Below are 15,425 nucleotides of genomic sequence, written 5' to 3' on the forward strand. Positions count from 1 at the left end.
GATCCCGCCACGCGGCTATTCAGGCGCGCTCGGGCCCTTAAAAATACAACCGCGCCGCATTCGGCCGCGGGTTGGCAGCCGCCATGTTGCCCGAATAATCTTGATTTTTTTGGGGTGACGGATTCATTTCCCCCTTGTCCCATAACAAATCGCATTTTTTCGTACTCGTCCCATGCGCCATCACCCGGCGCGGCGCGCAAAACACTTCAGCGAACGGCGGACGGCGGTTGACTCGCGTCAATTCGGAACAGACGCTGCGCTGGAATATCGCCGCGAAATGGGGGATCCCGTCGGAGGATGAGCAGTCGTTCGGCAAGGGGCCGTGCTTTTTTCATCCTTTTGATGAAATTGTGTTGACAGCCCCTTCGAACACGCTATAATCGCATTCTTTCGCGATGCAGCAACAAGCGAAACGTGCCCAGGTGGCGGAATTGGTAGACGCACTAGGTTCAGGTCCTAGCGGTGGCAACACCGTGGAGGTTCGAGTCCTCTCCTGGGCACCATCTGTTTTTTGAAAGGCCGGCTATATGCCGGCCTTTCTCATTTCTGCGCCCGGGACGCAAAGCGCTTGCGTGCTTTGCGTGAGGACTCGAAAGGCTGCGCTTGTAAGCGCAGCCGGGGTCGCCTCGTGTGACCGAGTCCTCTCCTGGGCGCCATCTGTTTTGAAAAGGTCGGCTTCGTGCCGGCCTTTTTCATTTTCAGCCCAGGAAGCAAAGCGCCTGCGCACTTGCGTGAGGACCCGAAAGGCTGCCTTGCAAGCGCAGCCGGGGTCGCGCCCGTGTGACCGAGTCCCCTCCCGGGCACCAGCTGTTTTAAGAAGGTCGGCTTCTAGCCGGCCTTTTTTCATTTCTGCGCCCGATGGCAAAAAGCCCGCAAAAGCGGACTCCCTGCTACGGATGCCATCACGCCTGCGGCACACCCCGCCGCCACGTCCCGACGAACACGCCGGCCAGCACAACCCCGATCGCCGCGAACGGCGCGGCCGGATGCAGTTCGTAAAGCGCGCTGCCGGCAAGCGGCGCGATCACCATGCTGAGCCCCTGCGCGACCGACATCGCACCCGCGCACGCCCCCTGCTCGTGCGCCTCGACCCGCATGCTCGCCAGCGCCGCGACCGCCGGGAATGCCGCGCCCATTCCGCACGCCGCCACCAGGTAGCTCGCGCACATCCACAACGGCTGCGCGGGCCCGACCGCCAGCGTCGACACGAAGCCGACACCGCCGACGAGCGCGCCCCAGCGCAGCCACTGCTGCGGCGCGACCCGGCGCAACCGCCCGACGAGCGATTGCATCGCGATCAGCCCGATGCCGGCGCTGCCGAGCGTATAGCCGACCACCGCCGACGCGTCGCTCACGCCAACCTGCAACCGGTCGATCACGTAAAAGCCGAGCGCGCTGTTCGCGATCATCACGACGCTGTACAGCGCAAAAGCGCTGCACCACGGCAGGCGCAGGCGCGGGTCGGTCGGCTTCAACCGCGGCGGCGCCTGCCGCGCGACGCGCGGTCCGTCGTCACGCAAGCGGCGCAACCCCGGCAGGCCCGCGAGCGGCAGCAGCGCGAACACCGCGAGCGCGAGCGTCATGTCGTAACCCGCGAGCCAGCCCGCGAGCGGCGGCGCGATCACCATCCCGACCGCGCCCGCCGCGCCGAAGCGCGCCAGCGCCGCCGCGCGTCCGTCGACGGCCGTCCGGTCCGCGATCCACGCGGTTGCCGCGACCGGCAAGCCCGCGTAGCAGCCGCCCATCGCCGCGCGCGTCGCGAGCAGCGCGGCGAAACTCGCCCACACCGGCGGCATGGCGCTCACGTCGCCGAGCAGCGCCCAGCCGACATAGCCGGCCAGCAGCAGAAAGCTGGCGACGAAGCCGACGATCGACGCGCGCATCGTCGGCAGCCGGCCGCGCATGTCGGCCGCGCGGCCCCAACGCGGCGCGGCGACGATCCACACGAGCCCGACGCTCGCGATGACGGCGCCGATATGCAGGGGTTCGAGATTCATCCGGCGCGCCAGCGGGCCGGCGATCGCGACGAATGCATAGGTGCCGGCCACCATCGCGAGATTCGCGAGCAGCAGCGGCAGATGGCGTGTGCCGGCAGCGGCCGGCGTTTGCAGGGGTTCGGCGGAAGTCGTCGACATGTCCATCCCGTGATTGATTGAAGAAGGCGCGCGTCAGCCGACGCGGCCACTGTCGCGCGCGAGCCATCGACTGCGCGCCCGCAGCAGCGCGTCCTCGGTCGCGTCCCAGCCCAGGCACGGATCCGTGATCGAGCAGCCGTAGCGCAGCGGGCCGCCGAGCGGCTGCGCGCCCGCCTCGAGAAAGCTCTCGAGCATCACGCCGCGAATCGCGTCGCTGCCTGCGCACATCTGCCCGACGACGTCGTCCAGCACCGCAAGCTGACGCTCCGCCTGCTTGCCGCAGTTCGCGTGCGAGCAGTCGACCAGCAGGTTCGGCGGCAGGCGCTGCGCGCGCAGCGTGTCGACGGCGGCCGCGACCGACTCCGCGTCGTAGTTCGGCCCGTGCCGGCCGCCGCGCAGCACCAGGTGCGCATGCGGGTTGCCGTCGCTGTGCAGCAGCGCGGGGCCGCCGGCGCCGTCGATGCCGATGAAGGTGTGCGGCCGCATGCTGGCCAGCATCGCGTGCGCGGCGATATCGACCTGGCCGTCGGTGCCGTTCTTGAAGCCGACCGGCATCGCAAGCCCCGATGCCAGCTCGCGGTGCACCTGCGACTCGGTCGTCCGTGCGCCGATCGCCGCCCAGCTCACGAGGTCGCACAGGTAATGCGGGGTGACGACGTCGAGCGCCTCGATCGCGGCCGGCAGCCCGAGCGCATTGATGTCGGCCAGCAGCCGGCGCGCGGCGTGCAGCCCGTCCACCACGCGATGACTGCCGTCGAGCCCCGGATCGTTGATCAGCCCTTTCCAGCCGACCGTCGTCCGCGGCTTCTCGAAATAGACGCGCATCACCACGCAGAATGCGTCGCGCACCGTGTGCGCCAGCCGCGCGAGCCGGCGCGCGTAGTCGAGCGCGGCCTGCGGATCGTGGATCGAACACGGGCCGACGACCACGATGCGGCGCGCGTCACGACGCTCGAGGATCGCGCGCAGCGCGCGCCGGCCGGCCTCCACGGTCGCGCGCGCGGCGACGGAAGCCGGCACGTCGCGGCGCAGCGCATCCGGCGCCGGCAGCCGCATGCCGACGCGCCACCGTTCGTCGCGGGGCGGCTCGGCGAACGTGCCGGCCGCCCCCTGCCCGACGCAGGCGGAAATCTGTTTCATCGTTGATGCTCCGAAATGGAAAATGCCGGCCCGTCAGGCGCCGAGCGTCGCGCCGCCGTCGACGCACAGGCTGTGCAGCGTGACGTGACGCGACGCGTCGGACAGCAGGAACAGCACCGTTTCGGCGACGTCGTCCGGCGCGGCGATGCGGCCGAGCGGAATGCCGGTGCGGTACGTGTCGAGCGACCCGCCGATCACCGCCGCCGGGCCCTCGGGCCCGGTCCACAGCTGACGCTGCATCGGCGTATCCGTCGAACCGGGCGCGACGATGTTGCAGCGAATCCCGTGCGGGGCGAGTTCGAGCCCGAGACAGCGGGTGAACTGGTGCGCGGCCGCCTTCGACGCCGCATACGCGGCCATCTGCATGCGCGGCACGAGCGCCGCGTTCGAGCCGACCGTGACGATGCTGCCGGCGCGGCGCGCGACCATCCGCTGCGCGACCGCACGCGACAGATGGAACACCCCATGCGTATTCACCGCGAAACAGTGCGCCCAGTCCGCGTCGCTCAGCGACGTTGCGGCGGCAAGCCGCAGCACGCCCGCGACGTTCGCGAGCATGCCGATCGGACCGAGTGCCGCCTCGACGCGCGCGACCGCGTCGTTCACGGCGGCCGCGTCCGCGACGTCGACCGTGAACGGATGGATTCGCGCGCCGAACGCCGCGCTGTCGGCCGCGTTGCGCGAAAGCGCGGCGCCGTCGATGTCGAACGCGGCGACCTCGATCCCGCGCGCGGCCAGCACGCGCACGACGGCCGCGCCGATACCCTGGGCCGCGCCGCTCACGACGGCGACCGTGCCCGGAAATGTCATCCCAACCTGTGCATTCATCGATTCGAATTCCCTGAAATTGAGCCGCCGGAAACCTCGGCGGCAAGCCGTTCCGCGATGGCCGCGCCGATCGCCGCCATCGGCGCGGGATCGGACATCCCGTCGTGCGAGCAATCGAGCGCGCGGCACGTCAGCGCGTCCGGCGCCAGATGCGCGCGCCAGCTGTCGGGCTGCGGCAGGCCGGGCCGCTTGCGCGCGGCGTCGAACAGCAGCAGCGCGCCGTCGTAGCGCGGCGTGTGCGCCGCGCGGAACAGGCGCATCTGCCGCAGCGTCGCGTCGGCGAACGCGTCGAGCCCCGCCGCGCCGAGCGCCGCGAACGGGCTGTTCGCGCGCAGCAGCCGCTGCCGCAACGCCTCGTCCGACAGCTCGCCGGTGTCGAAATCGCCGTTCACCGTGAGCAGGATGCGCAGCGCATCGGCCAGCGCCGGCTGCGCTTGCGCCGACCATGCGGATGCCGGATAGCTGTCCATCAGCGCGAGCAGGCCGACCGCCTGCCCGTCGCGCGCGAGCGCGGCGGCCACCGCGTGCGCGAGCGCGCCGCCGAGCGACCAGCCGAGCAGGTGATACGGGCCGTCCGGCTGCAGCGCGCGCACGCGTCGCACGTAGGTATCGACGAGCGCGTCGAAATCGGCCGCGTGGCGGGTGTCGTCGATCGATAGCTGGAGGCCGTCCACCGCGACGTCCGGCAGATGGGCGGCAAGCCGCAGATAACTCCACGCAAGGCCGTCGGCCGGATGGATGCAGATCAGCCGCGGCGCGCCGTCGCGCCCGGCCTGGATCGCGAGATGCGGCGCGAACGCGTCGTGCCCGGTGCGCGGCCCATACGCGAGCGGCGTTCGCAAAGCGGCGGCCAGCGCGTCGACGGTCGCATGCCGGAACAGCATCGACACGGGCACGTCGCGCCCCAGCTCGGTCGCGAGCCGCGCGCTCGCCTGGATCGCCTGCAGCGACTTCCCGCCGACGTCGAAGAAGTTGGACGCCGGCGTGAGCGCGACCTCGCCCAGCACGTCACGCCAGATGCGCATCACCTGCTGCTCGAGCGCGCCGGCCTGCGATGCGTCGTCCGGCACCGCGCGCCGCTGTGCGGCGAGCCGCACCAGCGCATTGCGGTCGGTCTTGCCGTTCGCGTTGCGCGGCAGGCGGTCGAGCACGTGCCATGCATCGGGAATCGCGGCGGGCGGCAACGCGTCGGCAAGCCACGCGCGCAGCGCGGCGACGTCGTCGACCCCGACGACGAACGCCGCGAGCGTCGCCGCGCCCGCCTCGCTGCGCAATGCGACGACAGCTGCCTCGCGCACGGCCGGGAATCGCAACAGCCCATCCTCGATCTCGCGCGGATCGATGCGCACGCCGCTGATCTTCACCTGATGGTCGATCCGGCCGTCGAAACAAAGCCGGCCGTCGCGCAGCGTGGCGAGATCGCCGGTGCGATAGGCGCGCAGGCCGGTGCCGGGCAGCGTCACGAAGCGTTCGGACGTGAGCGCCGGATTACCCGGATAGCCGAGCGCGAGCGCGTCGCCGCCCAGCACCAGTTCGCCGGTGCGCCCTGCCGCGACCGGATACAGGCGCGCATCGACGATCCGTGCGTCGATGCCCGCGCGCGGCGTGCCGATCGGCACCGGCTCGCCGTCCTGCCAGGCCGCGTCGGGCCCGCCGACGCATGCGGCCGTCGCGATGATCGTCGCTTCGGTCGGTCCGTAGGTGTTCAGCAGCGTCTGGTGCGGCAAGCGTGCGCGCCAGCGCCGGATCGGCTCGGGCAGCGCCGCCTCGCCACCGATGATGGTCAGGCGTACGTCGCGCAACTGCCGCGCATGGCGGCCGTCGAGCGCATGCGCGAGCACGTGCCAGTACGCGGTCGGCAGATCGAGCACGGTGATGCCGCGCCGCTCGACCTCGGCCGTGAACGTGTCGACCGAGTCGAGCATCGCGTCGTCGCGCAGCACGAGCGTCGCGCCGTGGCACAGCGTGACGAAGATCTCCTCGAGGCTCGCGTCGAAATGCAGCGGCGCGAACTGCAGCACGCGGTCGTTCGGCCCGACGCGATAAAGGTCGCGCGTGCTCGCGACGAAATGCGCGAGCGCGCCGCGCCCGACCAGCACGCCGTTCGGCGTGCCGGTCGAGCCCGATGTGTAGAGCAGGTATGCGGGATGGTCGGCCGGCGGCGCCTCGTGCGGCATGCCTGCCGCCGGCGCACGATGTGCGTCGAGATCCAGCGTCGGCAAATCGCCCGCGCACGCGCGATGCGCGCCCCGCGTGATCACGAGCACGGGCGCCGCGTCGGCGAGCATCGCCGCGGTTCGCTGCGGCGGGCCGTCCGGGTCGAGCGGCACGAGCACCGCGCCGACGCGCAGCACCGCGAGCATCGCCGCGATCACGTCCGGCGCGCGCGGCGCGGCGATCGCCACGCGGCTGCCGCGTGTCGCGCCGCGCTGCACGAGCGCCGCCGCAAGCGCGTCGACGTCGTCGAGCAGCGACCGGTAGTCGATGCGCCGCTCGCCTGCCTCGATCGCCGTGTGCGTCGGCGCGTGCCGCGCGATGTGTGCGATACGCGCGAGCACATCGGGATGCGGCCCGGCCAGCGGCGCGCCGCGCAGGACCGACGGCGGCGGCAGATCGCCGAGCAGCGGCGCGACGGGCGCCTGCGGCGCATGCGCGGCGAATGCGTCGAGCCAGCCCGCGAGCGAACACGCATGAGCGGCCAGCGTCGCCGCGTCGTATGCGTTCGGATTGGCTTCCAGCGTCACCTGCCACGTGCCGGCGCGCACCGCGACCGTCACGTTCAGGTCCTTCACCGGGCCGCCGCTGATCGCGCGCGTGTCGCTCGCGAGCCCGCGGAACGCGACCTGGCGCTCGAACGGCATCACGTTGACCGCCTGGTTGAACAGGAACGCGTTGCGCTCCAGCAACCCGAGGTCGCCGCGAATCCAGCCGTACCGGTAGTACAGGTGCGGCCGGATCGCGCGCAGCCGGCCGGCGGTGTCGGCCGCGAGCGCGCGCGGCGAGCAATCCGGATCGACGTGCACGCGCAGCGGCACGATGTTCATCGCCATGCACGGCACGCCGAGCGCCGGCGTGCCGAGACGGTTCATCACCGGCAGGCCGAGCGTCAGGTCGCGCTGGCCGCCCTCCTTCGCGAGCCAGATGCCGATCGCGCACAGCAGCCACGCGTTCCAGTCGACGTCGAGCCGATCCGCGGCCGCGCGCAGCGCCTGCACGCGATCGGCGTCGAGCGTCAGCGTCTCGCGCAGTGCGTTCGCGCCGATCTCCTGCTTCGGCGCCAGCACGAGCGGCGCCGGCACGTCGTGCAGATGCGCGCGCCAGAACGCGCGATCGGCGTCGAAGCCGCCGGTTGCGCGGTAATGCGCCTCCGCGCCGACGACGCGATCGACGCGCCAGTCCGGCAGCGCGGGCGGCGCCGCGCCCGCGACGCGCGCGCTGTAGCGGGCGGCCACCGCCTGCTGGAGCAGGCTGTAGCCGAAGCCGTCGAGCGCGATGTGATGCACCTGCAGATACCACCAGTGCCGCGTCGGCGACAGCCGCAGCAGCGCGGTGCGGTACAGCGGATCGGCCGTGACGTCGCAGCAGGTCGACAGCGACTCGGCCATCCAGTTGCGCGCCGCCTGTTCGGGATCGGCCTGCGTGGAGAAATCGACGAGCGGCAGCTGCGTGCAGGGCGGCCGGCGATGCTGCCAAAGCGCATCGTCCTGCCAGGCGAAGCGCATGTGCAGCGTATCGGCATGGTCGAGCACGGCCTCGACGCTGTCGGCCAGCGCGGCGACGTCGAGCGCGCCGTCGAGCGCGATCGTCTCGGCGGTCAGGTAGCCCGGGTCGTCCGGGTCGACCTGCTGCGCGACCCAGATTCCGTATTGCGCGGACGTCGCGCGCATCGGTCGGTCTTCGAGTTGCATGAATGGATGTGCCAAGGGAATGCGTTGATCGGGAAACGGGCGATGCGCGTCACGCGCGCTGCCACTCGACGACGAGCTGCCGGTTGCGCGACATCAGCGCGAGGTGCTCGTCCATCACGTACTGGATCTGCGCGAGCTTGTCCGCGGCATCGGCTTCGCAGCGCAGGCTCAGCAGGTCGTCGGTGCGCAGCATCCGGCACACGCCGTACGGAAAATCGACCGTTGCGCGATGCTCGTCGAATACGACCGGCACCTTGATCGCGTAGTGCTTGCAGAGCTTGAACAGCACGCGGTCGGCCTGCGGCAGCGTGAGCTCGGCGGTGCTGACGAACGGCGCCGGCCGCGCATCCGGCATCGTGCGCGCCGTCATGCCGGCACCTGCGCCGAACGCTGCAGCAGCCGGGCCCACGCGTCGAGCGTCGGCTGCTCGGCGAGCTGGACGAACGTGACGTCGTAGCCGGCGGCCCGCCACGTTTCCACCAGCGTCATCATGCGCACCGAATCGAGCCCGGCGTCGAGCAGGTTGTCGCCCGCGCGCAGGCTGGCAACCGGCACCCGCAGGCTGCGCGCGACCTGCGCGGCGATCTCCGCGAGCATCGGCTGCTCGGCGTCACCCTCCGCCCTGCCGACGAGCGCATCCGTCGTCTCGACCTTGCCGCAGCGGCCCGCCACGTAGTCGAGCGCCATCCGGTGCTCGCGTTCGGAGAAATCCGCGACCGCGTCGGCGACGAAGAACGGCCGGACGTCGCGCATGAACGCGTCGCACGCGGTCATCAGGCAGCCGATGTGCGCGTAGATCCCGCAGATCACGAGCTGGTCGCGCCCCAGCGCGCGCAACTGGACCTCGAGGTCCGAGCGCTGGAACGCGCTGTAGCGCCACTTGTCGAGCACGGTGTCGCCCGGCGCCGGCGCGAGCGCGCCGCAGATCGCTTCGCGCGACGGCTGCGCGGTCAGCCCCGGCCCCCACATGTCGGTCAGCAATGCGCGCTGCGCGGGCGTCTGCGCGGCCGATTGCGCGGTGTAGTAGATCGGCATCCCGGCCGCGCGCGCGAAGTCGATCAGGCGCCGGACATTCGCCAGCAGCACCGGCACGGGCGCCGCGCCGCGATCGTAGAAATCGAGGAAGTAGTCCTGCATGTCGTGCACGAGCAGCGCCGCACGATGCGGCTCGAACTGCCACGTCACACGGTTCACCGGCAGCGCGGCCGGCATCGGGTAGGAAGGAATCTTCGGAATGGCCATGATGGAGTGCTGTTGAAAATGTTCATGCGCGGGCGATGCGTGCCGCCCGCGCTGTCGTCAATCGGTTTCGGTCAGCTGATCCGCAATGCGCTGGCGCAACGCGCGCTTGTCGATCTTGCCGACCGGCGTCTTCGGGAATGCATCGACGAATTCGATCCGGTCCGGCACCTTGTATGCGGCGACGCCCTGCTCGCGCACGAACCGCATCAGCTCCGCCGCGCCCGGCGGCGGCGCGCCGCCTATCACGTAAGCGCAGCTGCGCTCGCCGAGATACGGATCGGGCATCGGCACGAGCGCCGCATCGACCACGCCCGGGTGCGCGAGCAGCAGGTGCTCGATCTCCTCGGCCGGAATCTTCTCGCCGCCGCGATTGATCTGGTCCTTCGCCCGCCCCTCGACGACCAGATGGCCGGCGGCCGTGCGCCGCACGCGATCGCCGGTGCGATAGAAGCCGTCCACGGTGAACGCGCGAGCGTTGTGCGCGTCGGCGTCGTAATAGCCGCGGATCGTGTACGGGCCGCGCGTCAGCAGATGGCCGACCTCGCCCGGCTCGACGGGACGATCGTCGTCGTCGACGATGAGGATTTCGTCGTCCGGCGAGATCGGCCGCCCCTGCGTGCCGGTCACGACCTCGCGCGGATCGTCGAGCCGCGTGTAGTTGACGAGCCCTTCGGCCATCCCGAACACCTGCTGGAGCTGTGCGCCGAACCCGTCCGCCGCGCGTTCCGCGAGCGCCGGATCGAAGCGCGCGCCGCCGACCTGCACGAGTTCCAGGCTCGCGAGCGCCTCCCGCCGCCGGGCCGCCGCCGCGAGCCAGACCGGCACCAGCGGCGGCACGAGCGCGACGACCGTCACGCGCTCGCGCTCGATCAGCGGGAACGCGGCGTCCGGGCTCGCGCCGTCGCACAGCACGACCGTGCCGCCCGCGTGCAGCACGCCGAGCGAGCCCGGCGAGCTGAGCGCGTAGTTGTGCGCGGCCGGCAGTGCGGCGAGATAGACGCTGCGCTCGCTCAGCCCGCAGATGCGCGCGCTTTCGCGCACGCTGTACAGGTAGTCGTCGTGCGTGCGCGGGATCAGCTTCGGCGTGCCGGTGCTGCCGCCCGACAACTGCAGGAATGCGACTTCGCTCGCGGCCGGTTCGGGCGGCAATGCGATATTGGCCGCTGCGTCGGCCAGCGCAAGGTTCGCATTGCCGGGCGCGGTGAACAGCACGTGGCGCAGCGTCGGCGCGTCGGCCTTCACGTCGCGCGCGAGCGCCCGGTAATCGAACCCGTCGTGCCGCTCGGCCGCGACGTACGCGACCGCCTGCGCGTGCCGGCAGAAGTAGCCGATCTCGCGCCGGCGATGCGCGGGCAGCGCAAACACGGGCAGCGCGCCCAGCCGGAACAGCGCGAAGGTGACCGCGAAGAACGCGACGCAGTTCGGCAACTGCACCACCACGCGGTCGCCCGGCGCGATGCCGCGCGCGGTCAATGCGCGGGCGACACGCGCCGCTTCGTCGGCGAGCGTGCGATACGACCAGCGGATGTCGTCCTGCACGAGCGCGATGCGCTCGCCATGCCGTTCGACGCGCTCGTCGAGCCAGTGCGCGAACGACTGCCCTCGCCAATACCCGTTGCGGCGGTACGCGTCGGCGAACGCGTCCGGCCAGGGCGTGCCGTGCGCGCGCATCACGCGCGCTCCGTCAGCGCGTCCGCCGCGACGTCGCGGCTCACGCCGAGCGCGTCGAGCATCGTGCGGAACTTCGCGGCGGTTTCCGCGCGTTCGCCGTCGGGCGTCGATTCGCCGACCACGCCCGCGCCCGCATAGAGCCGCAGCGTGCGGTCGCGCGCTTCCGCGCAGCGGATCGTCACGACCCATTCGCCGTCGCCGTGCGTATCGACCCAGCCGAGCATCCCCGCGTAGAAGCCGCGGTCGAACGGCTCCGCGTCGCGAATGCACGCGCGGGCGGCTGCGCGCGGCGCGCCGCAGACGGCGGGCGTCGGATGCAGCGCGAGCGCCAGCGCCAGCGCGTCCGCATCGGTTTCGCCGCGCACTTCGGTCGACAGATGCCACATCGTCTCGGTGTGGATCAGCGACGGGCGCGCCGGCACGTCCAGGCGCCGGCACAGCGGCGCGAGGCTGTCGCGCACCGCCTCGACGACGACCCGATGCTCGTCGAGATCCTTCACGGACGCGAGCAGCGCGTCCGCGCGGCGGCGATCCTCGACCGGGTCGGGGCTGCGCGGCGCCGAGCCCGCGAGCGGATTCGCACGGACGATCCCGCCGAAGCGGTTCACGAGCAGTTCCGGGCTCGCGCCGAGCAGCGTGCGCCCGGCGCCGAGATCGACGGAGAACGTGTAGCCGTGCGGATTGCGGGCCGCGAGGCGCGCGACGAGCGGCGCGACGTCGACCGGCCGCTCGCCGGTGAGCTCGAGCGTGCGCGCCAGCACCACCTTGTCGAGTTCGCCGGCGCGGATGCGCGCGACAGCCTGCGCGACCGCGTCCGCATAGCGGTCCGCCGACGGCACCGCGCGCGTCGCGTAGCGCGTCGACGCCGGATCGGGCGCGCGCGGCGAGCCGAGCGGCCCGGCGCGCAGCAGCGTGCGCGCAACGCGCAACGCGGCCGGCGCATCGACGTCGAACGGCACCGCGCCGACCACTGCCGCATCCGCGTAGCCGCTCGCGCGGGCATCGCGCAGCGCCTGCGCGACGCGTGCCGCGAGCGGCGCATCGCCGTGCGGCACCGCCTGCGCCGCATCGGCCGCGAGCAGCGCATGGTCCGGCGTCGCGAGGAACAGCGGCGTGTCGGGGCGATAGAGTTCCCAGACGTTTCGGGGTGCCAATAGTGTCGAAGGACGGGACACCATGTTCATGAGCTTGACCTCCACTTTCCAGATTGAATGAGCCGGCGCGCGGCGCCGGCCAGGCCGTCACATCTCGGCGGTGACGCTCACCGCGACGCGGCGGCCCTGATCGACCAGCCAGTTGCCGCTCAGGCCGTTCGCGCGGGTGCGGTCGTCCACCGGCACCATCCGGTTGGTCAGGTTCAGCACCGCGAAATTGACGGAGAAGCGCTTGTCGATCCGGTAACGGCCGCCGAGGTCGAAGGTCGTCGTCGACGGCCGCTCGCGCACGCCCTGCGCGCCGTTGCGGAACGCCGCCCAGTATTCGTTGCCGATGTAATTGGCCGTCGCATACAGGTCGAGCTTCGGCGTCGGCGTCCAGTCGACCTGCACGTTGAATTTGTGCTTCGGCGTCTTGTCGAGCGGCTGGCCGTCGAGCGAGCTGCCGTTGAATGCCTTCTCGCCGTTGCCTTCGCGGCGCGACTGCGTGAGCGTGTACGCGCCCGACACCCTCACCGTGCGCGACACCCGCGTGCCCGCGCCGAGCTCGAGCCCGTACAGCTTGACCCGGTCGATGTTGTCGTACTTGTAGATGTTGCGGCCCGGCGAGCGCGGATCGGCGACGCCCGTGTCGTAGCTCGTGACCTTGTTCCTGAACAGGTTGTTGAACAGCGTCAGGCCCGCATACGTATCGCCCATGTCGTAGCGCACGCCGAGCTCCTCGGTCACGCTCGTTTCGGGCTTCAGGTCCGGGTTGCCGCACAGCGTGCCGGGCACCGCCCCCGCCGCGCCGCCCGACGTCATGCAGTAGCCGCCCGTGCTCTGGCGCAGCGACGGCGGCCGGAAGCCGGTCGACACGCCGCCGCGCACCGTCCATGCCTGGGTGAGCCGGTACACGCCGTAGACGCGCGGGCTGACGTGGCTGCCGTAGCGGTCGTCGTGGTCGAGCCGCAGGCCGGTGGTCAGCGTGAAGCGGTCGTTGAAGAAGTACTCGTTCTCGCCGAACAGCGCCCATGCATTGCGCGAGATGCGATCCGAATTGATCGCGTGCCCCTTCGGCACGGCGTCCTGGCTGCCGACGCCCGACAGCCGCGACCAGATGTGCTGGCCGCCGACGGTCAGGATGTTGCGCTCGCCCCACCACGGCACCTCGGCCTTGCCTTCGAGGATCGTGTCGGTCAGCACGGGCTTGACCGGCGAGCGCCCCGCCGGCGTCCACTGGTCCTGCACGCCGCGCTCGCCGTACAGCGACAGCGTCGTGTTGGCGAAGCCCCAGCGGCCGTCGTGCGTGATGCCCCAGTAGTCGCGCACGTGACGCGTCTCGGTGATCGCGGAAGTCGCGGTGCGCGGCGTGAGCGGCGCCTCGCTCTTGCCCGGCGTGCTGAGATAGGTGAGCTGTTCGCGCCCGACGTTCACGCTGATGTCCTGGTCGCGGGTCGGCTTCGCGGCGAGCTTCACGTCGAAGCTGCCGATGCGCTGCCCGTTCGCGCCGCTCGCCCCGCTCGCCGGGTAGTAGATGGTGTCCTCGCCCCGGTGCAGCAGGCGCCCGGACGCCTGCAGCCCGAGCACGTCGGACTTCAGCGGGCCGCCGAGCCAGAAATCGACGCTCTGTGTGTCGCCCTGGTTCGACTCGAGCTGCCACACGCTGCTCGCGGTAAGCGTGCCGCCCCAGCGCTTCGGCACCTTGCGCGTGATCACGTTGACCACGCCGCCCATCGCATCGGCGCCGTACAGCGACGACATCGGCCCGCGCACGACCTCGATCCGCTCGATCGCGGACAGCGGCGGCATCAGGTTCGACTGCACGCCTGCGGTGCCGCGGTTCATCGTTTCGCGGGTGTTCTGCCGACGGCCGTCGACGAGAAGCAGCGTGTATTCGCCCGGCATCCCGCGAATCGAGATGTCCTGGTCGTTCGGCGATCCGCCGACCACGCTCACGCCCTCGACTTTGCCGACGATCTCGGCGACCGACGTGTACGGCTTCGCCGCAATCTCGTCGCGGGTGATCACCGAGATGCTGGCGGGCGCCTCCTTGATCGCCTGCTCGCGGCGGCTCGCCGTCACGACGATTTCCTTCATGGCCGCCGGCTCGCCGGACGCGGCCGGCGTGGCGGCATCGCCCGGCTTGTCAGGCGTCTGCGCCCACGCGCAGGACGCCCCCATCAGATACAGGCCGGCGACGACGGCCGGCTTCAACGCAAACTTCGCAACGTGACTCGACATGATGACGCTTTCGCTGCTCCACAATGTGATTGATTCTCATTTGCATTATGGAACCTGTAATACGTCGAAATCTTTGCGTAAGCCTCGAACTCGTTTGAGCGCCGCTGCGATCCGTCAGCGGCTCGCGCAGCGCCGCGCGAGCGTCGGCGTCACGCCGAACCGGCGCTTGTACGCGGTCGCGAAATTCGCGGCGCTCGTGTAGCCGGCGAGCGCGGCGGCCTGCTTGACGCTCACCGCGTCGCGCTCGAGCGCGAGCCGCGCGCGCTGCAGGCGGTGCTCGCGGATGAAGTCGAACACCGTCGTGCCGTACGCGGCGCGGAACTGACGCTGCATCGCGTTCGCGCTCATGCCGACGTGGCGCGCGATGTCGTCGAGCGACAGCTCCTGCGCGGCGTCGCTCGCGAGGAACGCGCGCAGCTCGGCCATCCGGCGATAGTCGCGCGAGCCGAGCGCCGTGTCCGACGCGCCGGCCTCCTCCGCCTCGAGCGGCGCGAACGCCTCGGCGAGCAGTTCGAGCACGCGGCTTTCGAGGTAGATCGCCTGCAGCATCGGCTGGTAGGCCGGCGGCCGCACGATCTGCTCGGCGAGCGCGGCCGCGCGCGGCGTCGGCTGCCAGAAATGGATCGCTAGATGCGCGGACAGCATCGAATCGAGCCGCTCGGGCAACGCCGCGCGGCTCGCGGCCTGCAGGTGTGCGAGCCATTCGCCGGACATCGCGAGGCTGAGCCGCCGCGCATAGCCGCCCTTGCTCAGGCGGCGGCGGAACGTGTCAGGCTGCAGCGCGTTGAGCAGGAACGACTGCATCCGCACGTTCGGCCGGCCCGCGCCGGGATGGGCGGCGCCGTCGCGGCACGCGCGGCGCCCGTCGGTGGTCAGCAGCACGCGCCGGTCGCCGTAGGACACGTCGAGCGCGCCCTCCAGCAGCAGCACGAGGTGCAGGCCCGGCGTGCACTGGCCGGACATCACCGCGTCGAACTCGTCGGTCGCGTCGTCCGCATGCACGCGCAGCCCCGGCCGCACTTCGCGGACCCGCGCGACGTGCGCGTCGTGTCGATGGCAATCGGAATGGAAAGCGCCTGGCGCCCACGCAGTCATCTCGGATATCCCCCGCGCGCGGCCCTGTC

At 71.2% G+C, this 15,425-nt stretch carries 11 protein-coding genes and 1 tRNA gene; 2 read left to right on the plus strand and 10 right to left on the minus strand.

Features of this window, described 5'->3' with window-relative positions:
* Positions 1-134 precede the first annotated feature (134 nt).
* Together HWY45_RS10340 and HWY45_RS10345 are read left to right on the plus strand one after the other, a co-directional pair.
* Complete coding sequence (locus HWY45_RS10340) at positions 135-380, plus strand: hypothetical protein (protein WP_124480409.1); 246 nt, start codon at positions 135-137, stop codon at positions 378-380.
* A gap of 36 nt (positions 381-416) precedes the next feature.
* Positions 417-503: transfer RNA gene (locus HWY45_RS10345), tRNA-Leu, on the plus strand.
* A gap of 399 nt (positions 504-902) precedes the next feature.
* Here HWY45_RS10345 and HWY45_RS10350 read toward each other — a convergent pair.
* The 10 genes from HWY45_RS10350 to HWY45_RS10395 form a co-directional block, all read right to left on the minus strand.
* On the minus strand, positions 903-2,135 hold the full coding sequence (locus HWY45_RS10350; protein WP_059886241.1) for an MFS transporter: 1,233 nt from the start codon (positions 2,133-2,135) through the stop codon (positions 903-905).
* 33 nt (positions 2,136-2,168) lie between these two features.
* Positions 2,169-3,275: a 3-deoxy-7-phosphoheptulonate synthase gene (locus tag HWY45_RS10355; protein WP_081064427.1), complete on the minus strand. Its 1,107-nt coding sequence runs from the start codon at positions 3,273-3,275 to the stop codon at positions 2,169-2,171.
* A gap of 33 nt (positions 3,276-3,308) precedes the next feature.
* Positions 3,309-4,085: a 2,3-dihydro-2,3-dihydroxybenzoate dehydrogenase gene (locus HWY45_RS10360; RefSeq protein WP_059886105.1), complete on the minus strand. Its 777-nt coding sequence runs from the start codon at positions 4,083-4,085 to the stop codon at positions 3,309-3,311.
* A 14-nt stretch (positions 4,086-4,099) separates the two neighbouring features.
* Positions 4,100-8,011: a non-ribosomal peptide synthetase gene (locus HWY45_RS10365; protein WP_059886107.1), complete on the minus strand. Its 3,912-nt coding sequence runs from the start codon at positions 8,009-8,011 to the stop codon at positions 4,100-4,102.
* A 49-nt stretch (positions 8,012-8,060) separates the two neighbouring features.
* A complete protein-coding gene (locus HWY45_RS10370) occupies positions 8,061-8,381 on the minus strand; it encodes a DUF2218 domain-containing protein (RefSeq protein ID WP_059886109.1) in 321 nt (106 codons plus the stop codon).
* Positions 8,378-9,253 carry an isochorismatase gene (locus HWY45_RS10375; protein ID WP_170304038.1) on the minus strand — a complete coding sequence of 292 codons (876 nt, stop codon included), beginning with the start codon at positions 9,251-9,253 and terminating at the stop codon, positions 8,378-8,380. The genes HWY45_RS10370 and HWY45_RS10375 overlap by 4 nt, the downstream gene beginning before the upstream one ends.
* A 57-nt stretch (positions 9,254-9,310) precedes the next feature.
* A complete protein-coding gene (locus HWY45_RS10380; protein WP_059886111.1) occupies positions 9,311-10,924 on the minus strand; it encodes a (2,3-dihydroxybenzoyl)adenylate synthase in 1,614 nt (537 codons plus the stop codon).
* Positions 10,924-12,108 (minus strand): isochorismate synthase, encoded by a 1,185-nt coding sequence (locus HWY45_RS10385; protein WP_081069943.1) that lies wholly within the window; start codon positions 12,106-12,108, stop codon positions 10,924-10,926. The genes HWY45_RS10380 and HWY45_RS10385 overlap by 1 nt, the downstream gene beginning before the upstream one ends.
* A 57-nt stretch (positions 12,109-12,165) precedes the next feature.
* Positions 12,166-14,301, minus strand: coding sequence for a TonB-dependent receptor domain-containing protein (locus HWY45_RS10390; RefSeq protein WP_059886247.1), 2,136 nt, complete (start codon positions 14,299-14,301; stop codon positions 12,166-12,168).
* 114 nt (positions 14,302-14,415) lie between these two features.
* Positions 14,416-15,396: a helix-turn-helix transcriptional regulator gene (locus HWY45_RS10395; protein ID WP_059886113.1), complete on the minus strand. Its 981-nt coding sequence runs from the start codon at positions 15,394-15,396 to the stop codon at positions 14,416-14,418.
* Positions 15,397-15,425 lie beyond the last annotated feature (29 nt).

Origin of the sequence: Burkholderia stagnalis, from assembly GCF_902830275.1 — a bacterium.
GTDB lineage: Bacteria > Pseudomonadota > Gammaproteobacteria > Burkholderiales > Burkholderiaceae > Burkholderia > Burkholderia stagnalis.